This window comes from Pseudidiomarina andamanensis (assembly GCF_009734345.1).
Classification (GTDB): domain Bacteria; phylum Pseudomonadota; class Gammaproteobacteria; order Enterobacterales; family Alteromonadaceae; genus Pseudidiomarina; species Pseudidiomarina andamanensis.
On record NZ_CP032551.1, the window covers coordinates 621,574 to 644,138 of the forward strand.

General features: G+C 45.3%; 16 protein-coding genes. 1 reads left to right on the top strand and 15 read right to left on the bottom strand.

What is annotated here, in order from left to right; genetic code table 11:
- Nucleotides 1–17 precede the first annotated feature (17 nt).
- The 15 genes from D3795_RS02990 to D3795_RS03060 all read right to left on the bottom strand — a co-directional run bounded on the left by D3795_RS02990 (nt 18) and on the right by D3795_RS03060 (nt 20,966).
- Complete coding sequence (locus D3795_RS02990; protein ID WP_156266110.1) at nt 18–566, bottom strand: cell division protein ZapC domain-containing protein; 549 nt, start codon at nt 564–566, stop codon at nt 18–20.
- Between the two features lie 60 nt (nt 567–626).
- Entirely contained in the window at nt 627–1,634 is a 1,008-nt protein-coding gene (gene pyrD, locus D3795_RS02995) for a quinone-dependent dihydroorotate dehydrogenase (RefSeq protein WP_156266112.1), read from the bottom strand.
- A 1-nt stretch (nt 1,635) separates the two neighbouring features.
- Complete coding sequence (locus D3795_RS03000; RefSeq protein ID WP_156266114.1) at nt 1,636–6,480, bottom strand: NAD-glutamate dehydrogenase; 4,845 nt, start codon at nt 6,478–6,480, stop codon at nt 1,636–1,638.
- Between the two features lie 218 nt (nt 6,481–6,698).
- Nucleotides 6,699–9,320, bottom strand: coding sequence for an aminopeptidase N (gene pepN / locus D3795_RS03005; RefSeq protein WP_156266116.1), 2,622 nt, complete (start codon nt 9,318–9,320; stop codon nt 6,699–6,701).
- Nucleotides 9,321–9,342: 22 nt separating this feature from the next.
- A complete protein-coding gene (gene nhaC, locus D3795_RS03010; protein WP_156266118.1) occupies nt 9,343–10,806 on the bottom strand; it encodes a Na+/H+ antiporter NhaC in 1,464 nt (487 codons plus the stop codon).
- 22 nt (nt 10,807–10,828) lie between these two features.
- Nucleotides 10,829–12,211, bottom strand: a complete 1,383-nt coding sequence (locus D3795_RS03015; RefSeq protein ID WP_156266120.1) for a sodium-dependent transporter — start codon at nt 12,209–12,211, stop codon at nt 10,829–10,831.
- Nucleotides 12,212–12,300: 89 nt separating this feature from the next.
- A complete protein-coding gene (gene prc, locus D3795_RS03020; RefSeq protein ID WP_156266122.1) occupies nt 12,301–14,367 on the bottom strand; it encodes a carboxy terminal-processing peptidase in 2,067 nt (688 codons plus the stop codon).
- 12 nt (nt 14,368–14,379) lie between these two features.
- Nucleotides 14,380–15,048, bottom strand: coding sequence for an RNA chaperone ProQ (proQ, locus tag D3795_RS03025; protein WP_156266124.1), 669 nt, complete (start codon nt 15,046–15,048; stop codon nt 14,380–14,382).
- Nucleotides 15,038–15,331, bottom strand: a complete 294-nt coding sequence (locus D3795_RS03030) for a hypothetical protein (RefSeq protein ID WP_156266126.1) — start codon at nt 15,329–15,331, stop codon at nt 15,038–15,040. The genes proQ and D3795_RS03030 overlap by 11 nt, the downstream gene beginning before the upstream one ends.
- Nucleotides 15,332–15,364: 33 nt before the next feature.
- Nucleotides 15,365–15,826 carry a GAF domain-containing protein gene (locus tag D3795_RS03035; RefSeq protein WP_156266128.1) on the bottom strand — a complete coding sequence of 154 codons (462 nt, stop codon included), beginning with the start codon at nt 15,824–15,826 and terminating at the stop codon, nt 15,365–15,367.
- A gap of 11 nt (nt 15,827–15,837) precedes the next feature.
- The gene (locus D3795_RS03040) at nt 15,838–16,128 is read right to left on the bottom strand and encodes a YeaC family protein (RefSeq protein ID WP_156266130.1); all 291 of its coding nucleotides are present in this window, start codon (nt 16,126–16,128) and stop codon (nt 15,838–15,840) included.
- On the bottom strand, nt 16,128–16,457 hold the full coding sequence (locus D3795_RS03045) for a zinc ribbon domain-containing protein (RefSeq protein ID WP_156266132.1): 330 nt from the start codon (nt 16,455–16,457) through the stop codon (nt 16,128–16,130). The genes D3795_RS03040 and D3795_RS03045 overlap by 1 nt, the downstream gene beginning before the upstream one ends.
- 128 nt (nt 16,458–16,585) lie before the next feature.
- Nucleotides 16,586–18,268: an alanine/glycine:cation symporter family protein gene (locus D3795_RS03050; protein WP_156266134.1), complete on the bottom strand. Its 1,683-nt coding sequence runs from the start codon at nt 18,266–18,268 to the stop codon at nt 16,586–16,588.
- 60 nt (nt 18,269–18,328) lie between these two features.
- On the bottom strand, nt 18,329–19,459 hold the full coding sequence (locus tag D3795_RS03055; protein WP_156266136.1) for a M14 family metallopeptidase: 1,131 nt from the start codon (nt 19,457–19,459) through the stop codon (nt 18,329–18,331).
- A 61-nt stretch (nt 19,460–19,520) separates the two neighbouring features.
- Nucleotides 19,521–20,966, bottom strand: a complete 1,446-nt coding sequence (locus D3795_RS03060) for a glyceraldehyde-3-phosphate dehydrogenase (RefSeq protein ID WP_156266138.1) — start codon at nt 20,964–20,966, stop codon at nt 19,521–19,523.
- Between the two features lie 143 nt (nt 20,967–21,109).
- On the opposite strand from D3795_RS03060, the gene pyk reads away from it, so the two are divergent.
- A complete protein-coding gene (gene pyk, locus D3795_RS03065) occupies nt 21,110–22,546 on the top strand; it encodes a pyruvate kinase (protein ID WP_156266140.1) in 1,437 nt (478 codons plus the stop codon).
- Nucleotides 22,547–22,565: the final 19 nt, after the last annotated feature.

Here is a 22,565-nt window from a genome sequence, read left to right on the forward strand (position 1 = left end):
CGATACCACATGGCTAATTAGGCTTGTCGCCGTGTTTCGGAGGTCGATTTAGATTGACTAAATGCAGGTTGAAGACGATTTGGCATCACTTTAATAACGTCAAATTGTCGTAACGATTTAATATCCGATAACGGAAACAACTCAGCCAATACCATGCATTCAACAAACTCACCTTCAATTGAGCAGACGATACATAAAACATCGGCTAGGCCTGAGTTTAAGCGTACTAACAAACCAATTTCAGGTTCATGATCAAGTGGAGTTTCAGCCGTTTGAAAATACCAGCTTTGGGGCATTTGCGGGCGCCCAAAGCGTTGGTAAATGGTGTGATTAAGAGCCGCCTCTAACATCACATTAGGCGATAAACGCTGTGAGGCCTCAAGTGCATCATAGAAACTTTGAAAGGTCGCTGCATCTTCCATCGAAAATGCAGCATTCATAGCGTGCAGCGGCACCAATCGCGACGCTTTATAAGGGGCGATATGAATCAGCCCTTGTTCAAGCTCTATCTGCAATTGTTGCTGGTCAGGATCGTAGACCCATCGCCATTGCGAAGTTGCGTGCACCCTATTTCCTTTTTTATTACGTTCTCAGATAACAAATAAAATATCGAAATATGGTGTTATTTACAAGGCATTCACAACATCGCGAATCAAGCGCGGACCATGGTAAATAAAACCGGTATAAATTTGTACTAAGCTTGCACCCGCTTGCAGCTTTTCCTGCGCGGCTTGAGCACTATCAATACCACCCACTGCAATAATTGGTAGTTTACCGTGAGCGTGCTCCGCAATGACCCTGACGACATGTGTGCTTGCGTCAAAAAGAACGCGACCGCTCAACCCACCTGCCTCATCAGCGTGCGGTAATCCAACAACGGCATCACGGCTTAATGTTGTATTCGTCGCAATCACGGCATCAATTTCGTGTTGAACAAGCGCATCAGTGATAGCGCGAATACCGTCATCGGTTAGATCCGGTGCAATTTTCACCGCAATAGGAACATATTTCTCGTGTTGCTGTGCAAGCTGGCTTTGCTCGTTCTTTAAAGCTGCAAGCAAATCATGTAAAGCGCTACCGTGCTGAAATTCTCGCAATCCCGGCGTATTCGGCGACGAAATGTTGACTGTGATATAGCTTGCCAGCGCATAAACCTTGCGCATGCAGTGTAGGTAGTCCTGTACCGCTTCAGCTTCTGGCGTATCTTTATTCTTACCGATGTTAATACCTAGCACACCGTTGTATCGCGCTAATTGCACTTGTTCCACCAAGTGATCAACGCCGAGATTATTAAAGCCCATGCGATTGATGATCGCTTCTTTTTCAATAATTCGAAATAAGCGCGGCTTTGGATTCCCAGGCTGAGGTCTCGGCGTCACGGTACCAACTTCAATAAAACCAAATCCCATTTGCGCAAATGCATCAATGCATTCGGCATTTTTATCTAAGCCAGCTGCTAAACCGACTGGATTTGGAAAGTTAATTCCCATCACGGTGACCGGCTTGGGATTGACGCGCTGACGCCACGCCAAAGAAAATGGCGTGTGTGCAAAGCGTTTCAGCATGCCTAAGGTGAGATCATGTGACTGTTCAGCATCTTTGCTGAACAGCCACTTACGCATCAATTCGTACATATTATGCGCTAACCGAGGTGCAATTGTGGTTCAACAACATCAATTCACGCAATGCAACAGAGAACTTGGCAAACTCGTGTGTCTTCGTTGTGCGGAAATCGGAAAGCATCACTAACCAACGGTCCACAAACACTTTGTTGTCCGACAACCAAGATTCAACAATCTCATCGGCATCTTTCTTGGCGTCTGCGGCTTTCAACATACTCATCGTTAATGAGCGTTGTTGCCAATCCAACTCTTCACGGAATGCTGCGCGAGCCAGTGCTTGCCAATGGTTATCAACTGGTTGGCTGTTAATTTGATCTAAGAACCAGTGCAGTGATACACGTGAACCGAGTTTGAAATATGCTTGAGCTACGGTACTGACTTTTCGTCCGGTTTCATTCGTGATATCAGCAATATCCAACGCTGAGAACAAGGTGCTCAAGGTACCGATATTATGCGCTAATTTCGCTGGAACCCCTTGCGCTTGCAGCTTATCGATTTGTTTCTCGATTTGTGCGCGTTCATCGTCAACCAAGTAATTCAGCACATTCTTACGCAAGTCATCAAAACTTGCTTTGTAGAAGTCCAAATGTTCTTGAATTGTCGCAAGGTTCGGGTTGCGATGACGCAAGAACCAGCGGGTAGCACGACGAACAACGCGACGTAATTGGAACAACATATTGTTTTGAACATCGGCTGGAATCTTGTTGTTACCCGCCTCGATTTGTTCCATTAATCCGCGCAAATCGAAACACTCACGTGCCACAACATAGGCAGAAGCCACTTCAGCTTCAGTAGAACCGGTTGCATCCACTTTGCGATAGACAAAGTTAGGACCCATGTCATTCACAATATTGTTGGCTAAGCGTGTTGCGATAATTTGCGCGCGCAACGGGTGGTTTTCCATGGCTTCAGCGTACTTTTCTTGCAATGGTTTCGGGAACGCATTGATAAGCGAGCGAGCATGGAAAGGATCCGACATGATCGCATCGTCGAGCAACTGTTCCTTCAGAACCATTTTGCCATAGGCAGTAATCACAGCAAGTTCCGGACGCGTGAAGCCTTTACCCTGCGCTTGACGCTCTGCGAGTTCATCGTCATCTGGCAAGAATTCTAGAGCACGGTTCAATTGCCCTTCACGTTCGAGGTGATGAATAAAGCGTTGTAGCTCTTTAATCTGATCGGAACCGCGAATGGCGGTAACAGAAATTGATTGTGACTGACGGAAACAATCTTTAATCACGATCTGTGACACTTCATCAGTCATGTCATATAACAACTGATCACGTTGTTTACGCGTTAAATCACCGTTCGCAACTAAACCGTTCAGCAAAATTTTGATATTTACTTCGTTATCTGAGCAGTCAACACCGCCCACGTTGTCAATCGCATCGGTGTTGATACGACCGCCATTGCGAGCGTACTCAATACGACCTAACTGGGTGAAACCTAAGTTACCGCCCTCACCCACAATTTTGGCGCGCAATTCTTTACCATTCACGCGCAAGGCATCGTTGGCACGGTCGCCCACGTCGCTGTCACTTTCTTTGACTGATTTAACGTAGGTTCCGATACCACCGTTCCATAACAAATCGACGTTCAGCGTGAGTAACGCTTTGATTAGCTCATTCGGGGTAAATGATTTTTTCTGAGTATTAAACAGTTTCTTCATCTCCGGAGAAAGCTCAATTGCTTTCGCGCTACGAGAGAAAATACCGCCACCTTCAGAAATTAACGATTTATCGAAATCTTCCCATGAAGAGCGCGGTAGATTGAACATCCGCTCACGCTCAGCGTAGGTTTTCTCTGCATTCGGATTTGGGTCGACAAAAATGTGCATGTGATTAAATGCACCAATAAGACGCGTATGCTTTGATAACAGCATGCCGTTACCAAATACGTCACCGGCCATGTCACCAACGCCCACCGCTGTAAAATCAGTGGTTTGACAATCAATACCAATTTCACGGAAATGACGTTTAACCGATTCCCACGCACCACGTGCCGTGATACCCATCTTCTTATGGTCGTAACCAACCGAGCCACCAGAAGCAAATGCATCGCCTAACCAAAAGTTGTATTCAGCTGAAATACCGTTAGCGATATCTGAGAACGTTGCGGTACCTTTATCGGCAGCAACAACCAAGTAAGTATCGTCTTCGTCATGACGCACAACATCTTTCGGCGGTACAACCTCGCCGTTGACTATGTTGTCGGTAATATCAAGCAATGCGCGAATAAATGTGCGATAACATGCTTTGCCTTCTTCAAAGAAAGCGTCACGTTCTTCCGGCAAATGTTTACAGAAAAAACCACCTTTCGCGCCAACTGGCACAATCACCGTGTTCTTCACTTGCTGCGCTTTTACCAAGCCCAACACTTCGGTACGGAAGTCTTCGCGGCGATCAGACCAACGCAATCCACCACGGGCAACTTTACCACCGCGTAAGTGGACACCTTCAACACGCGGTGAATAGACGAAAATCTCGTATTTCGGCAGCGGTAACGGCATTTCCGGAATCATTTCAGGCATAAATTTAACGGAAATGTAAGGTTTTTCTTGCCCTTCAGCGTCAGCTTGGAAGAAGTTGGTACGCAGAGCAGCCAAAATCAACTCAACGTAACGGCGAATGATACGGTCATCATCCAAATTCGCGACGTTCTCTAACTCAGAGCTAATACGCGCTTCTAACGCCTCAATTTTCTTGCTGCGGCTCTTCTCTTTCGGATCAAACTTCGAGTAGAACAATTTAACAATCAGCTTCGCAATCAACGGATACTTGCTGAAAGTGCTTTCAATATACGATTGACTGAAGGTTGTGCCAATTTGACGCATGTACTTTGCAAACATACGTAAAATCACAACTTGGCGCCCGGTCAAACCTGCACTCAAGACTAAACGGTTAAATCCATCATCTTCGTAGTGACCATCCCAAACTTGCGCAAAGGCATTCTGGAAAACGTCTCGGCTTGCTTCTAGGTCTAATTTCGCGTTGCTGTGAAGCATTTGGAAATCGAGAATCCAGAATACACCGCCATCCGAGGTTTTAATTTGATATGGGCTTTCACCGATAATGCGTAAACCAAAGTTTTCTAACATTGGTAGCACATCAGACAAGTGAATTGGCTCGTCTTTATGGAATAACTTTAAACGAATCTTTTTGCTGGTTTCGTTCTCTTCACGTGAACGGTAAAACAGCATGCCCAACTTATGATCGTCATCCAGCGCTTCTACTTGTGCAATATCGGCAATGGCAACTGACGGCAACACTTCTTCTTTGTACGCACGAGGGAAAGCATTCGCATATTTCTTGTTTAATGCATTCGCTTTTGCTTCACCAAATGTGCTACTTAATATGCGCTCGAAGTTATCTTCCCAAGTACGTGCCGCTTCAATAAGATTCTGTTCAAGTTCTTTCACGTCAATGTCCTGTACGTGTGCGCCAAGGCGAACGGTGTAGTGCGTTCTAGCCAGCGATGATTCTGAAAAATAAGTAGTAAAATCAACTTCGTTCTCGCTCGCTAAAGTACGAGCAAGAATTTGCTGCGTTTTTTGACGTAATAACGTGTTGTAACGCTCTTTCGGCACGTAGACCATGCATGAGGCAAATCGGCCGAAGATATCACGGCGAACGAACACGCGAGTCATATCGCGCTCTTGCATTTGCAATACGCCGAGTCCTACTTCAAGCAAATCGTCTTCTGGTGCTTGAACAATTTCGTCGCGCGGATACGTTTCTAAAATATTTAACAATGCTTTTGCTGCGTGCGAATTTGGTGCAAAGCCTGAAGCTTCCATCACGCGGCGGATTTTGTCACCTACCATCGGCACGTCGCGGGCACTATTGTTGTAAAAGCTACTTGAGTACAAACCAATAAAACGATCTTCACCAATCACTTTACCGTTCTTATCAAAGCGTTTTACACCAATGTAGTCACAGTATGCTGGACGATGAACACGTGACTTGGTATTGGTTTTCGTAAGCAACAAGATGTTTTCGTCAAACGTCATATCACGCGCAACTTCTGGTAGCGATGATACTAAACGGTCTTTGTTAGTAGCGCTTTTGCGCATTAAACCAAGACTTGATTCAACGTTTTGACGAATAACGTAATCACCTTCAACCGGTTTCAAATCGTAACGACGATAACCCATTAATGTGAAGTTATCTTGCGCTAGCCAAGCGAGAAAGCGTTGCGCTTCTTTGAGTTGTTGCTGATCGCCTGGATATTTAATATCACTTAGGCTCTCAGCGATTTCGCTAAGGCGCTCGCGCATTGGTAACCAATCAGAAACCGACAAATTAATTTCATCCATCACTGACGCCAATTCTTTCTTCAACGTGGTAATGGCTTCTTTACTGGTTTGACGGTCAACCTCAATCAAAAATACTGTGTCTACTTCGTTGTCATCATTACGGGTGCCAGCTTTCAACAACTCAACAATGTTGTTATCGGCATCGCGTTTGTGACTAATTGGTAAATGCAATAATAGGTGTGAGGTAATTCCTAGACGCGACAGCGCCATACGAATCGAATCCACCATAAATGGACTGTCAGATTGAATAATCTCGATAATGGTGTGGGCAGACTCCCAGCCATGCCGCGCCACTTCAGGATTGTAAATTTTGATGAGGGCTTTTTCGCCAGGAATATAGTCATTGAAGCTATGCCATAGCCCCATCACCGCACCATACATGTCGCTGTCGTTGCGCAGCGAGAGATCATCCGGTGAGATATTGCGGAATAACCTCATCGCAAAATCGGAGATCAAATCGGCTCGACTGGTGGCTCGCTGCTGAATGAGATCAGCCACCTTCTGCAGTACAACGGGGATCTGGCCTTCGCCAAACGCATTCATGATGGTGTCCTTTTTACGTGATAGATATAACGAAGCGGCAACAGTTACTTGGCATAACTATCACCCAACGAAATAATTGCTATCATTGTCGGACATTTAGGTTGGTTATTCAATGCTTATTGTCATGAAAAAATCAGTGTTCAGACCACGAAATTCGGGGTCTGAACATGATTATGACGATGCTTTGCATGATTATTACAAAAGCACGCAAAATTGGCTTAATTCGAGCTCAAACTTTGACTAATTTTTTCTTCTAAATCCGCTGCTAAGTTCGGGATTCTTTGCAGCTGCTCGAGCTCGGCTTTCAATAATTTTTGGCGCTGGCTATCAAATCGGCGCCATTGTGTAAGTGGCGTCACTAATCGTGCTGCAACCTGTGGGTTTTTGTCGTTCAAATATTGAATCATTTCGCTGGTCATTTTATACCCTGCCCCATCATTTCGGTGGAACTGTGTCATATTGCGACCAAAAGTAGCAAACAATGCATATTGACGGTTCGGATTATTACGATCGAATTTTGCATGGTGTTGCAACGCATCGACTGTTTCAACAACCGATGCATCCGGAGTGCTCGCTTGAATTGCAAACCATTTATCTAAAACCAGCGGCGTATCCAGCCACTGCTGCTCAAATGCATCGAGTAATTCTTGTTTACAAGCGAGTTTCAAATGCACAGCTATTTGTAACGTACTCTGTTGAGCCGTCATATTGTCCGCTTGCTTAAAATAATCAGCTACAACTGAGCTGTATTGTTCGGGATGCTGCAAAGCTAGATAGTACAGAGAAGTGTGGAGCCAACTACGGTTAGCAATGTCATCGCCTGTAAGTTTATAATCCGTAACCACCCGTGTATCCCAAACCTTTGCAAATACGCCAAACAATTTGGCTGCAAGCTGTTGGCGCAACTCTTCAACTGCACCAAAAATAGCATCAAGCGGTATTTCCGTAGGATAATACTCAGCCATTTCCTCAACGGTTGGCGGTGTGAACACCAGTGCTTTAAGAGCTGAGTCAATATCCGCTTGAGCGAACTGTTTAAAAGCTTCAGCTACTGCGTCTGGCAACAACAAAGGTTGTTTTTGCTCAACGGCATCGCGAATTAACTTCACATAAATATGTTGCGCTGATTCCCACCTCGTCACGTCTTGTTCTGCGTGGGCCAATAACACAAGACTATCGGCAAAAACTTGCTCAGATTCAAGTTTCACTGGCGCACTAAAATTTTCCATCAGAGCAACGACTGGTCGCTCAGGAATGTCATGAATTTCAAGCGTTTGGTATTCAGACGTCAATTCGAACAACGAACTACCGGATTCGTGGTCACGCAGCTTTGTGTTGGCTAATTTCAAGCGTTTACCAGACTGCGAATAAGCACTCATTAATACCGGAATATGCACTGGTAACTTGGTTTTTTGTCCCGGCGTTGGCGGCGTCGATTGCGAGAACTTCAGTGTTAACCTTTCTGTCTGTTCATCATAATGCTGCGTCACAGCTACCGTTGGGGTTCCAGCTTGGTTATACCAGCGCTTGAATACGTCTAAGTTGAAGTTATTCGCATCAGCCATTGCTGCCACGAAGTCGTCACAGGTAACAGCTTGCCCATCATGACGTTCAACGTAGCGCTTCATGCCTGCTTGAAAGCCATGTTCACCCAACAAAGTGTGCAGCATTCGAATCACTTCAGCACCTTTGTTATAGACAGTGACGGTATAGAAATTATTCATTTCCACCACTTTGTCAGGGCGAATGGGATGCGCCATTGGGCTGGCATCTTCGTTGAACTGATGGGTGCGCATAATGCGAATTGCATCGATGCGATTCACAGCGCGCGAGCCTAAGTCAGAACTAAATTCTTGATCACGAAATACCGTTAAGCCTTCTTTCAAACTCAACTGGAACCAATCTCGGCAGGTAATGCGGTTGCCAGTCCAATTGTGGAAGTATTCGTGCCCGATAACCGATTCGACATTCAAAAAGTCTTGATCGGTTGCGGTGTTTGCGTCGGCAAGCACGTAGCGCGAATTAAAAACGTTAAGGCCTTTGTTTTCCATTGCGCCCATGTTGAAGAAATCAACCGCAACAATCATGTAAATATCGAGATCGTACTCAAGGCCAAAACGCTCTTCGTCCCAGCGCATTGAGTTTTTCAGCGAGGTCATTGCAAATTCAGCTTGCTTAAGATTGCCTTTATCAACAAACAACTCAAGCCGCACGTTACGCCCATTGCAGGTGGTGAATTTATCAGTAAGAACGTCAAAATCACCGGCAACCAAAGCAAACAAATAAGCAGGCTTTGGATGCGGGTCGTGCCAAGTTACCCAATGCGTACCATCGTTGTTATCACCTTGTTTGATGTTATTGCCGTTACTCAATAAATACGGGTAACGCTGTTTGTCAGCAATAATTGTGGTAGTAAATTCGGCCAGCACATCAGGTCGATCTAAATAATAGGTAATGCGACGAAAACCTTCTGCTTCACATTGTGTGCAAAATGCCCCACCCGACTTATATAAGCCTTCGAGTGCCGTATTGGCTGACGGATTTATGGCGTTGATGATGATTAACTCAAATGGCGTGGCTGGCACTTGGGTAATTTCAAGATGCTTATCAGTTACGTGATAAGTTTCTGGTGAGAGTACTTCGCCGTTGATTTCAACTTGCTGTAGGGTTAAATGTTCACCATGAAGGCGCAAGGCTTTACCGTGTTGCTGTGGCTCCACCAACATACGGCTGGTAACAATGGTGCGCTGTTCATCAAGTTGAAAGGTTAAATCGATACGCTGAATAAGAAACTCCGGAGCGCGATAATCACTCCGGAATTTTGCTGTTGATGCTGTCATAACTACCTATGATGCGGTTAATTTAGGCGGCGGTTTTTGCTGCTGGCAAACGCAAAATTCTAATGCCAGTATAAGCATAGAACAATGCCATTAGCGGTGTTATCCAGTTAAAAAATGCGAACGGTGCATAAATCCAAGGACTAACACCCAGAGCACCCATCATAAACGCACCACAAGTATTCCATGGGATTAACGCTGAGGTTAATGTTGCGCTATCTTCAAGCGTACGCGATAACACGCGTGGGTCGAGTCCACGGCGTTCAAATTCTTCTCGGTACATGCGTCCTGGCAACACAATCGCCATATATTGATCGGCGGTTAATACATTAGCACCAAAACAGGTGAATAACGTGGCCGCAATGAGACTACCGAGCGATTTTACATAGCCAAGCATGCCAGAAATTAGGCGCTGCAATAACCCAAGTTTTTCCATGATTGCGCCAAAGGTCATGGCACTCAGAATCAACCAAACGGTATTCAACATACTCGACATACCGCCTCCGCTCAGCAAGTCGTCAAGATCAGCTGAACCGGTCTCAATGGTCACGCCGTCGCTAAGTGCAGTCCATACTACTTTGACAGCGCCTACAATTGAGGTGTCATCGCCAGCTAGTTTATTGACCATTTCTGGTTGGAATATCAATGCCCAAACACCGCCAAGTAAAGCACCGAAAAACACGGTTGGTAGTGCAGGCTTTCTCGTTGCGGCTAAGTAAAGAAGTACCAACAGTGGTACCAACATTACCCAGCCAATATTGAAGGTGTTACTGAGTTCCAATTGCATTCTTTCAAGTTCAAGCAAACTAACCGAACTATCGGCATTGAAGCCCAATAACACAAAGATAATTAGGGTAATAATAAATGCCGGACCTGCGGTGTATGCCATATAGCGAATATGCGCAAACAATTCAGTGCCAGCTACAGCTGGAGCTAAATTTGTGGTATCGCTAAGCGGCGACATTTTGTCACCAAAATAAGCGCCTGAGACAACAGCTCCAGCTGTAATAGCTGGCGACAAATCCATCCCTGCAGCGACGCCCATTAGCGCCACACCGATGGTAGCGGCTGTTGTCCATGAACTACCAATGGCAAGTGAAATGATGGCACAGATCAAAGCTGTTGCTGCATAGAACCAACTCGGGTTCAGCAACTCCAAACCGAAATAGATCATGCTCGGCACGGTACCAGCTAATAACCATGTACCAATCAACGAGCCTACCGCTAAAATAATCAATAACGCACCGAGAGCAACCGAAATGCCCTCTTTAATGCCATCTTCGATTTGTTCCCAACTGACTTTGTTGTAGAAGCCAATGGCGAGCGCCACACCTGCAGCAACCCACAGCGCTATCTGATTTGGGCCGTAAGAAGAATCTTCACCATAGAAGTAAACTGAGAGCGCCAACATGACAATCAACGCTAACAGCGGCAATGCTGCTTGTATTATGGTTGGAGTACGCAGCCCCACCTTTGTTGTATTTTGCATAAATATTCTCTAAGCCCGGAAATTAAAACTGAATGATACCGATCAGTTGTAGAAAAATCAGAATAATTGCTATCGGCGCCAAATAGCGCACGATGAAGTGCCAAACTTTAAATGCGAGTGGCTGTGTATCGAGCTCGTCTTGGCTGAATGTTGTCTTCATCACCCACCCAGCAAAAATTGCAAGCAATAGACCACCTAAAGGAAGCAAAATATTTGACGTTGCGTAATCAATGACATCAAACCAGCTCTTCAGCTCCTTCTCACCAACTTGCCAACTAAGTTGTGTCCAGTCAGCACCACTGAAACTATAGATAGTAATTTGGCCAAGTAACCATAAAGTGAAGCCAGCGCCCATTGTTGCAGTCCAGCGACCTAAATTAAAACGCTCTTCTAAGAATGCAACCGCTGATTCAATCATTGCAATGGCAGATGTAAACGCTGCTATAACCAGCATAATGAAAAATACGGTTCCTAATGCGGTACCGCCTGGCATTTGGCTAAATGCTACTGGAAGCGTTTGGAAAATAAGGCCAGGGCCAGCTTCAGGTGTTAATTGACTACCGAAAACGATGGGGAAAATCGCTAAGCCGGCAAGCAGTGCAACAAACGTATCTGCAAGAGCCACCCAAAACGATGTTTGAATAATTGAGGTAGACTTTGACAAATAAGCGCCGTACATAATCACCACGCCTGAGGCGAGCCCTAGAGAGAAGAAAGCATGCCCCAGGGCTAACATCACGCCATTAATTGATAACTCCGAGAAGTCTGGTGCGAACATAAACTCAATGGCTGCACCAAAATCACCAATATATGCCGCGTAGCCCGCTAGACCGATTAACAGAATTACCATGGCTGGCAGCATCCACGACACAGCGCGTTCTAGGCCGTCTTTGATGCCATTACCAACCACTAAAACGACACCGACAATAATTGCTGCATGCCATACCGTAAGCTCAGCAGAAGAACTGACTAAACCACCAAAAATATCACTGATTTCTTGAACACTGGCGCCACTAAAACTGCCGCTAGCAGCCTTAAAGACATAAGCAAGTGCCCAGCCAGCAATAACAGCGTAGAAACTCAGCACTAAAAAGCCGGTGAGCATTCCCAACCAACCCGTGATTTGCCATGCTTGGCTTCGGCCTGATTCCAGCGCTAGTTTCAGAGCGGCATAACCAGGACTATGGCGTCCCCGCCGACCAATCACGATTTCGGCAATCATAATTGGCAAGCCAATACCGGCAATACAAAGCAGGTAAACTAAAACAAATGCCCCACCGCCGTTCTCGCCAGTAATATAAGGGAACTTCCAAATATTACCGAGACCGACAGCGGCTGCCGTTGACGCCAGAATAAAGAGTAAGCGACTCGACCAGCGATTCGCGATAGAGGGAGACTCGTGCATGACTGTTGTTGTCCGTATTTTATTATCGTTTTTATTTTTATAAAAAAGCCGCGTGTAGCGGCTTTTAATCACTTACTATGAGCAATAAATTAATTCATTGCCAATTTATGTGCATCAATTAAAGCAAAGCTTAAACTCACCGTCTCTTCGAGATATGGGTCATCAATTTCAAGATCACTAGGAATATCTTCTACTTTTTCCACCGGATCCATACCTAAGCGTTGTAATCGCGCATTTGCACGTTGAAGTTTCTTCGCTTCTTCTTCTGCTTGCTCAGCTTTGCGTTCGTCTAATACAAGGCTAACCCAAGTTTTGTCTTTTTCAGCTTCGTACTCTTTAATATCCTGAAAAATAAACTTGAATTCAGGGTTGCTCTCAACTTGCGCGTTTAACTTAGTTTGCCATTGGTCGAACTTCGTTGTTGGCAGTATACTCAACGGCTGATACTGCGCGGCAGGAAGCTGATCCCAAGGTAACGCATTCTCTTGACTACTCTCCCCAAACTCTTCGGCATCAATCATCGATGGTAAGGTCAAGTCTGGTTCAACGCCACGCATTTGTGTACTGCCACCGTTAATGCGGTAAAACTTCGCTATGGTGAATTGGACGCTGCCCAATGGCTCTTCATAATTATCAAATGGATACATTTGTAATGCTCGGTGATGCTGCACCGTACCTTTACCGTAGGTGTTTTCACCGATAATCACAGCGCGCTGATAATCTTGCAGAGCTGCAGCAAAAATTTCCGACGCCGAAGCACTGTAACGATCAACCATAACCATCAGAGGGCCATCATAGTAAGTTTTGCCGTCACGGTCGCCGTTGATATCGCGACGCTTGCGACCATCAAGAATTTGAACCACAGGGCCTTTATCGATAAATAGGCCTGTTAACGTAATCGCTTCGGCCAATGAGCCGCCACCATTACCACGTAAATCAATAACGATACCTTCTACATCCTGCTCTTTTGCTTCCGCAATAAGCTTTTCGACGTTCTCAGTCAGACCGTTATAGAAGCCGGGAATCTCAATAACGCCCATTTTCCGACCAGCGTACTTACCCTCTTCAGGTGATTCAATTTCAAGCTTGGCTGCTCGGTCTTCCAACTTCACCTTGTCACGCACAATCGCGATTTCGGTTGGCTTGCTGCCAGCACTTTGATTTGCTTTTAATACTTGCAAGATAACTGTTGAACCTTTGGGCCCTTTGATGAGTTCAACCACTTCATCAAGACGCCAGCCGATTACATCAACAAACTCGACATGGTCTTCATCGCCTTGCGCGACACCAACAATTTTATCGTCAACGGCGAGCTCGCCACTTTTATCAGCTGGACCGCCCGGAACAAGGCTACGAATAACGGTATAGTCGTATTCCGCTTGCAATACGGCACCTATCCCTTCTAGAGATAAGTTCATATTTTGCTCAAATCGTTCTGCGTTGCTCGGTGATAAATAACTGGTATGTGCTTCAACACTGCGTGCGAAAGCATTCATCACGGTTTGGAATACATCTTCGCTGTTAGTCTGTGTCAGACGCTTAAGGGCATTGTTGTATCGTTTACCCAGCGTCTCAACAACTTCAGACCACTCTTTTCCAGCAAGTGTTAAATTCAAGGCATCGTATTTCACGCGTTGGCGCCACAATTCATCAAGTTCAGCGCTTGAGGTTGCCCATTCGGCATCTTCACGTTGAAAATGATACTTATCACCAGCAACAGTAAAATCGAATGGTTGCTCTTCATCGAGTAAAGAGAGCGCATAAGTGTAACGCTCAAAACGACGATCGAGAGATTTCGCATAAAGCGAATAAGCCGCATTAAGTTTGCCGGTCAGAATCATGTCATCAAATAAATGCTTATATTCCTGAGCCTGTTCAACATCGTTGGCTAAAAGAAACATTTTGCTGTAATCCAGCATTTCAAGATAACGCTCTAAAATTTGCTCAGATAACGCATTATCAAGTTCCATTTGCTTGAAGTGATCACGTGTAAAGAAGCGAGCAACGCGACCACTAGCAACCGGATGTTGCTCTTGTGGCTTCAACTGCGGTAACTCATCAGGTGAATGCGCAGGTGGAATCGCCCACGCAGCACTTGAGATGGCGGCAGTCAGCGATATAACGAGAGCACTCTTAAACTTCACACGCTTAGTCATACTTCCCTACTCCTATTTGGTGACAAATACAGCGTTTACATTCACTTTGACCGTCAGGCCGTTTTGAAGTTGCACATAAATGTCATCACGGTCAATTTCTGTTACCTGTCCGGCCACTGGCGAATTACCCGCCTTCACCTGAACTTGTTGACCTACCTTAAGCTCAGACCCAGTCACAGCTTGTAAATCAAGTTTAGGAGCCGCTTTCGGTTTGGTCGCAGCAGGCTTACCCGCGGTCGTTTTTTTCACTGGCCGCTTCGCTCGCGCTTTACGAGCTTCTTGATTGGCTGGTGTTGCTTTTGGTGCTTTCGCAGCCTGCTCTTTGCGCTTTGCCGCTGCCCGTTCTGCCGCTGCGGCTTTTGATTCCGCTAAAGTTTGCTCAGCATGTTGCTGATGCTCTTCTTCAATAATACCAGCCTCAGCACCATCGAGATCAACGCGTTTTGCGCCAACTTTCACGCTACGTAGATAACGCCAACTGTTGGTATAATGCCGTAAAGCGGTACGTAGCCGTGTTTTACTCACCGCCTCATCATTCTCTAAACGGGTGGCTAAATCTTCAAAAATACCAATCTTTAGTGGCTGTGCATCACCTTCGAGTGAAAAACACTGTGGAAATTTTTCGGCAAGATAGGCAATTACTTCTTTGGTATTGGTAATCTTTTTAACGTCAGTCGTCATCTTCATCAAATTCCTGCTGACGTACGTCAGCTAGTTGCTCCATGATATACGCTTGCATTTCTTCACTGTCGAGCCCAAGTAACTCAGGGTTTTCTATCCACTCGAACAGCACGCGGCGTACAACTTCTTCTAATTGGTCTATGCTGTCATCAGCTTCGCTATAATCAACAATATAATGCAGCATCTCATTCATTTGATCGGCTGCCGCTTCTTCTTCACCTTCGAAGAAGTGCATGTCACTATAACTGACTAAATAGGCATAAATATCAAACTCACTATACATAACGGTCTTCTGAAGCACTATGCAACTTAAGCATTAGCGCCAATTGAGTTGTTCAATAAAGCGGCCTAATTTTGTTAAACCATCGGCATCGTCCTGACTAAAGCGCCCTACCGATGGGCTATCTAAATCAAATACACCCACCACGTTGCCATCAACGATCAGCGGCACAACCACCTCTGAATTTGACGCTGCATCGCAAGCGATATGACCGTCAAAATCATGCACATCAACGACCAACTGAGTTTCGCGAGTTGCTGCAGCTGTGCCACAAACACCACGTCCAAATGGTATGCGCAAGCAGGCCACTTTACCTTGAAATGGGCCTAACACCAAGGTTTCCGCTTCACGAGTTAAGTAAAATCCAACCCAATTTACATTTTCAAGAGTCTCATAAACCAGTGCGGACAAATTACTTAAATTCGCAATAAGGTCTGGCTCGCCTGCCGTAATAGCCTTAGCTTGTTCTAATAACAATTCGTAATCAGTGGTATGCATATAAAAAACGCTTATGCCTCGTTTTGATTGTTGAGAGAGAAGCTAGCAATGGTATTTTCGCCTTTTAATTCAGCTTTCATATCACGTTTACTACGTGTTACAAGCTGGCCATCAGCACCAATACGGAAAGCTTCATCAGAGGGACAATATTTTGCCTGATAAGCCATCACAAGCTGTATACAGTGTTCGCGCTGTTGCTCAGATAATTTCGCGCCATCAGGCCACTTACCTAACTCAACGGCTTGTAATAAACGCTCGAATGTTTCTGGCGTAATCGATGAAACTAAGTCGTCAAACTGCATTAATAGCGACTCCTTTTAATGAAAACCAAGCGCACGCGGTTCGCGACGAACCAAACGAGGCCAGCAACCATGAGGCCGTAGGAAATTTTTGCTGCCCACGTTTCTGGTAATGGTTGCTGAATAAAATAATAAGTAAACGCCGCAATGGCGATCAGTAGCGCCAACATCGATTGACCAACAATTTTTTCGCGCTTGGCGGCAAGCATCCGTTGCATTTCCCGTTCGCGTTCTTCGTTAGATAATCCAGAGAGTTTAAATTCGCAGTGTGGACAATGAGTTGCTTTATCTGATACTCGTTTTTTACATGCGGGGCAATCGATTAACGCCATGACAACCTCATTTACTTCAATAATGAATAGGCAATATAAGGGATCTGGTTGGAAATTCAAGCGACACGCGGCGTTTAGATAAATTAAAACCCGCCAAAAGCGGGTTTTAATTTGTTCCTACCACATAGTTACTTGCTGTTCTTTTTTGACTGCTCTGCGTCAAAATCTTGCCAGTAAGCTTTGACGGTATCTTTCATTTCACGACGCAACAGGACAATACCAAGTAGGTTCGGTAGCGTCATTAAAACGATTGCAACGTAAGATAGCGTCCACACTAACGTCGTATCGGCAAATGAAGCGACAAAGAAGCCTGCGACATAAATAATGCGATAAGGCATGACGCCGCGTTGCCCAACTAGATAGACAACCGCACGGTCACCATAGTATGACCAAGCAATGGCTGTTGAAAACGCAAACAACATTAAGCTAATCGGGACAATGTATTCACCAGCTGGCCCCAAAAAGCCCATGCTAAAGGCTTTTGATGTTAGAGCAGCTGAGTGTATCAATGAGTCACCAACAATCACGATGTCTTCTTTCTTCAATTGGCCGTTTTCGATGCGTAACACACCCGTATACGGGTCTTCGCCAGCCACAATAAAGCGCACATTTTCTGCAACTGAACGCGCATGCAACATAGTATAGCCATTGCTAACCGGACGACCATCGCGAACTTGGATAGTGCCGCTAAATTTCTCAATCGTGTTCTCTTTCGTATCATTTAAGTAATGGTAGAGAGCTTCACGATCGGCTTGTTCGGCATCTGAATAATGTCCTGCAACAATATCAAGGTCGGTACGAGAAAACGTATTTTCGTGTTTCTGTGACCAAACACCAGATGACAAAATAACCAAACCGGTCAAAGTACAAATGATAATCGTATCGATGAACGGCTCTAGAATCGATACCATACCTTCTGAAACCGGTTCATCAGCTTTCGCAGATGCGTGTGCAATTGGCGCTGAACCTTGACCAGCTTCGTTAGAGAACAAACCACGGTTTACACCACGATTGAAAGCATAAGCAAAGGTTGCGCCTAAGAATCCGCCAGTTGCAGCAGAGCCAGTAAATGCATCGGTGAAGATAGCGACAAACGATGGACCAATCTGATCGACGTTGAAGAATATGACACTTAATGAGCCAATAACGTATAGAGCGCCCATAATTGGGACGATCTTGGATGTTACGGCGGCGATACGGGTGATACCACCAATAATAACCAAGGCTAACAATATCGATAAAACACCACCCACTAGCATTGGGTCAAAGCCAAAGCTCATCTCCATACTTTGTGCAATATTGTTAATTTGTGGCATGTTGCCGGTACCGAATGAACTAATAATGGTCGCAATCGCAAAAATGACCGCCAACCACTTCATGTTCAAGCGGCGATCCATGTAGTACATCGGACCACCAGCCATGGTGCCATCTTCTGTTTTTACGCGATATTTGTGTGAGAGTGTGACTTCAACAAACTTGGTTGTCATACCAAGAAATGCGGTTATCCACATCCAAAACAGCGCCGCTGGGCCACCTAAGAAGATTGCTAGTGCAACACCACCAATATTACCAGTACCAACCGTTCCCGATAATGCGGTTGATAAGGCTTGAAAATGCGTTGTATCGCCTTCCGCACCTTTTTTATCGAACTTACCAGTCACGACTTTCCAGGCGTGACCGAAGAAACGTATTTGTGGAAAGCCCAAATACAGCGTAAAGAAAATACCTACACCGAGTAGGATATAAGGAAAGTATGCCGCTGAACCGAGATAACTATCGAGTAGTAGCAAAAAATTATTAATGGCTTCCAAGGTGTCCCCCTTGTCGAATTATTATTGTTGTCGTTCGCAATCTAAACTAGCTTGCCCAGATTAACTGCGCAAGCTATTTGCGATTCCGTAAATAGCACTCAGTACGTCAGCACCGAATTGTTGGCTACGATTCGCTGACCAGCCGAAATCAGCATCAGGCAAGTTCGCATTATCTTTGAATGGCATTTCCAAAGTAAATGCTAAACAGTTAAAGCGTTCGCTAACTGCGTTACTTGCCACGGTTAGGTTCGCCTCGCCTGGCTTATCTACTTCATAGCCATATTGAGTTTGAAACTCAGGAGTGATTGATAAGAGAATTTGTTTAAACTTCTCACCTAACTGATGGGTTTCGTTGTTGTAGCTAGGAACGCCCTCGCAACCGGCTAAGAAGTTGTATGGCAATGCTTCGTCACCGTGCACATCAAGATAAAAATCGACGCCAGTTTCTTGCATGGCGTTCAGCACGTAATACACCTCTGGGCTTTTTTCTAACGTTGGCTCAGCCCACTCACGATTTAAGTTAACGCCTGCAGCATTAGTGCGCAGATGACCGCGAACGCTACCATCAGGGTTCATGTTTGGTACAATGTAAAATACGCAGGTTTCGAGCAATTTACGCGCCGCACCGTCTTCGTCATCAAGCAAACGGCTTAAGAAACCCTCCATAAACCACTCGGCCATGGACTCACCTGGATGCTGGCGTGCTGTCACCCATACTTTCGCTTTATGATCAGCCGGCTCACCAACAACGAGTAAGTTCATGTCGCGACCATCAAGCGTTGGGCCTAACAAGACATGCTCGCATTCAATTGACTGCTGAGCCCATTGGATAAGATCCATGTGGCGTTCGTACGAGTATGGCGTAAAGTAAGCATAATAGACGCTTTCTTGATCTGGACTGTGACGAATAACAAGTTCTTTGCCGTTGTACTCGGTTGGCACACGGAACCAAGTTTCGCGATCGTATGAGGCCAGCGCTGAGTAATCTTTCCAACCGTCAGGATAAGCTGATTGGCCAGCGTTAGTAATCGTCATGACGTGTTCAACGCCCGGCTCGGCATACAATTTAAAGTGAAACCATTGATAGAAATCAGATTGGTTATCTTTGCGAATGGCTAATTGAATTGCGCTTGGTTCATTTGCTTCAATAACTTCGATATTGCCACTGTCGAACTGTGCCGTAATAAACATGAAATTCCTCGCTTCTAAAAACAGAAAAGCGCCCTACTCAGGCGCTTTTACATGAATTATTTTACTTCGGTAGGTTCAGCAATTGTTGCCCAGCCATTTGCTCAGCAACACGAACTACCTGACAGCTATAACCGAATTCGTTGTCATACCATACGTACAATACCGCACGATCTTCATCAACGATGGTCGCTTGTGAATCAACCACACCTGCATAACGCGAGCCAACTAAATCGGTAGAAACGATTTCAGTTGATGCGGTGTAATCAATTTGCGCCTGCAGTTCTGAATGTAAGGCTTGATCACGTAAAAACGCGTTCAGATCATCCTTACTCGTCGCTTTATTTAAGTTCAGGTTCATGATCGCCATAGAAACATTTGGCGTTGGAACACGAATTGCGTTACCGGTTAATTTACCTGCCAACTCTGGTAATGCTTTCGCCACTGCTTTCGCTGCACCCGTTGAGGTAAGTACCATGTTCAACGGTGCAGAACGGCCACGACGCTCAGCTTTGTGGTAGTTATCAATCAAGTTTTGGTCATTGGTGTACGAGTGCACTGTTTCAACATGACCATTGCGGATACCGTAAGCGTCATTGATAACTTTTAACACTGGCGTGATGGCGTTCGTTGTGCAGCTCGCTGCACTTACAATTAAATCTTCCGGCTGAATGTCAGTATGGTTAACACCATAGACAACGTTCTTAATATCGCCCTTGGCTGGCGCAGTTAACAGTACTTTCTTCACACCCTTCGATTTTAGGTGCAAACCAAGGCCAGCTTCATCTTTCCAGATACCGGTGTTATCGATGATGATGGCATCGTTAATACCGTACTGGGTGTAATCAACTTGATCAGGACCATCAGAGTAAATAACTTTAATACTGGTACCGTTAGCTTTTATTGCTGAGTTTTCATGGTCAACGGTGATTGAACCATTGAATGGGCCATGAATTGAATCGCGACGCAACAAACTTGCACGCTTCTCGAGATCACCATCACGACCACCGCGCACCACAATGGCGCGTAAACGCATTTTGTTGTTGCTACCATTACGCTCTATTAGTAAACGCGCTAACAAACGACCGATGCGACCAAAACCATACAAAACAACATCTTGTGCTGGAATTTCGTCAGCTTTATCAACGATATCAACCAGTTCACGTTGTAGGTAAGCTTCAATACTATCGCCTTTGCCGGCGTCTTTATGTAAGTAATTAAATGCTAATTTACCCAGGTCGACACGCGCCGGTGCCAATTTCATTTTGCTTAACGCTTCAATAAACGGGAAGCTCTCACGCAAACGCAGCTTCACACCCTCATGGCGACGGATTAACCGATGCGCTTTGATGATGTTAATGGTATCGACGTTTAGCAGCGAACGACCATAAACCAAGATTTCTACACCGTAATTGCGATACAAACGACCAATAATAGGTTGCATCATTTCGGCGTATTCTTGGCGTTCCTGCCAACTTGCTAGGGTCAGATCCTGTTGCTGATCACTCATGAGGTTACCTTTCTGTTACGTAAATTTGACGGTTGCGTGAAAATTGGCGGCTATTGTACTGAAATACTCAGACGAGCGCCAGAATCTCTATAACTACTGAGAAGACATGATATAATTTTCAGCAAAACTAAAGGAGTAAAACTATGTTACGGCGCACCAAAATTGTCACTACACTCGGCCCGGCTACCGATGACCCAGCAGTACTTGAAGCCCTTATAAAAGCAGGCGCGAATGTTGTTCGACTAAATTTTTCGCATGGTGTTGCCGAAGATCATGAACGCCGTGCCAATCTAGTACGTGATATTGCCAACCGTATCGGAACTCATGTTGCGGTGCTGGGTGATTTACAAGGGCCGAAAATTCGTATTTCTAAATTTGAAAGCGGTTCCATTACTTTAGATGTCGGTGACGTGTTTGTTTTAGATGCTGAACTTGATAAAAATGGTGGTACCCAGCAGCGCGTCGGAATTGATTATAAAGAGCTTCCGCAAGACGTAAGCGAAGGCGATATTTTGTTGCTTGATGATGGTCGTGTGCGCCTTCAGGTTGAAGATGTCAGTGGTTCACAAATTACCACAACGGTTACAGTCGGTGGCAAACTTTCAAATAATAAAGGTATTAATCGTTTGGGTGGTGGCCTTTCAGCTGCCGCACTTACTGACAAAGATCTTCAAGATATAAAAACAGCGGCCAAGATCGGCGTCGATTATTTGGCGGTAAGTTTCCCAAGAAGCAGTGCCGACATTCATGAAGCGCGACGCTTGCTCCGGGCTGCAGAAGGTCGCGGCTTGATTTGTGCAAAAATTGAACGTGCAGAAGCAGTTGCAACAGATGCAGCTTTAGACGATATCATTCGTGCTTCAGACGCTGTCATGGTAGCGCGTGGTGATCTTGGTGTAGAAATTGGCGATGCCCAGTTGGTCGGTAAGCAAAAGCGTATTATCGAACGCGCTCGCCAGTGTAATAAAGTCGTCATTACTGCAACCCAAATGATGGAGTCAATGATTGAAAGCCCAATGCCAACTCGGGCAGAAGTTATGGATGTTGCCAATGCCGTACTAGACGGTACCGATGCAGTGATGTTGTCTGCAGAAACAGCAGCTGGTAAATATCCAGTAGCAACAGTGAAAGCCATGGCTGAAATTTGTTTAGGTGCGGAAACGCATCCTAGCGTTACAATCGATAAGCATGATCTCGATGAGACGTTCACCTCAATTCAAGAAGCAACGGCGATTAGCGCTATGTATGCGGCGACTCATTTGGCCGGTGTCAAAGCGATTATTGCGCTTACCGAGTCTGGTTCGACGGCGAAACTTATGTCGCGAATCAATACTATCCTGCCGATTTTTTCATTATCACGTCACCAGGAAAGTCGTGCACGATGTGCTTTATACCGCGGTGTTTACCCTATTGCATTCGACTCAACGAAAAGCGAACCAAACCAACTCGTATTCGATGCTATAAATGAAATCAAATTGCGGGGACACGTTGTACCTGGAGATTTGGTCATTCTTACGCATGGTGATGTCATGGAAACCGTTGGTTCAACAAATACCTGTAAGATTATTGAAGTAAAATAATTAAAGATATGAATTAGAG

Bases quoted from the DNA above. Each gene is read 5' to 3' on its own strand.
- pyrD (WP_156266112.1), bottom strand. From the start codon at position 1,634: ATGTACGAATTGATGCGTAAGTGGCTGTTCAGCAAAGATGCTGAACAG.
- D3795_RS03000 (WP_156266114.1), bottom strand. From the start codon at position 6,480: ATGAATGCGTTTGGCGAAGGCCAGATCCCCGTTGTACTGCAGAAGGTG.
- pepN (WP_156266116.1), bottom strand. From the start codon at position 9,320: ATGACAGCATCAACAGCAAAATTCCGGAGTGATTATCGCGCTCCGGAG.
- nhaC (WP_156266118.1), bottom strand. From the start codon at position 10,806: ATGCAAAATACAACAAAGGTGGGGCTGCGTACTCCAACCATAATACAA.
- D3795_RS03015 (WP_156266120.1), bottom strand. From the start codon at position 12,211: ATGCACGAGTCTCCCTCTATCGCGAATCGCTGGTCGAGTCGCTTACTC.
- prc (WP_156266122.1), bottom strand. From the start codon at position 14,367: ATGACTAAGCGTGTGAAGTTTAAGAGTGCTCTCGTTATATCGCTGACT.
- proQ (WP_156266124.1), bottom strand. From the start codon at position 15,048: ATGACGACTGACGTTAAAAAGATTACCAATACCAAAGAAGTAATTGCC.
- D3795_RS03030 (WP_156266126.1), bottom strand. From the start codon at position 15,331: ATGTATAGTGAGTTTGATATTTATGCCTATTTAGTCAGTTATAGTGAC.
- D3795_RS03035 (WP_156266128.1), bottom strand. From the start codon at position 15,826: ATGCATACCACTGATTACGAATTGTTATTAGAACAAGCTAAGGCTATT.
- D3795_RS03040 (WP_156266130.1), bottom strand. From the start codon at position 16,128: ATGCAGTTTGACGACTTAGTTTCATCGATTACGCCAGAAACATTCGAG.
- D3795_RS03045 (WP_156266132.1), bottom strand. From the start codon at position 16,457: ATGGCGTTAATCGATTGCCCCGCATGTAAAAAACGAGTATCAGATAAA.
- D3795_RS03055 (WP_156266136.1), bottom strand. From the start codon at position 19,459: ATGTTTATTACGGCACAGTTCGACAGTGGCAATATCGAAGTTATTGAA.
- D3795_RS03060 (WP_156266138.1), bottom strand. From the start codon at position 20,966: ATGAGTGATCAGCAACAGGATCTGACCCTAGCAAGTTGGCAGGAACGC.
- pyk (WP_156266140.1), top strand. From the start codon at position 21,110: ATGTTACGGCGCACCAAAATTGTCACTACACTCGGCCCGGCTACCGAT.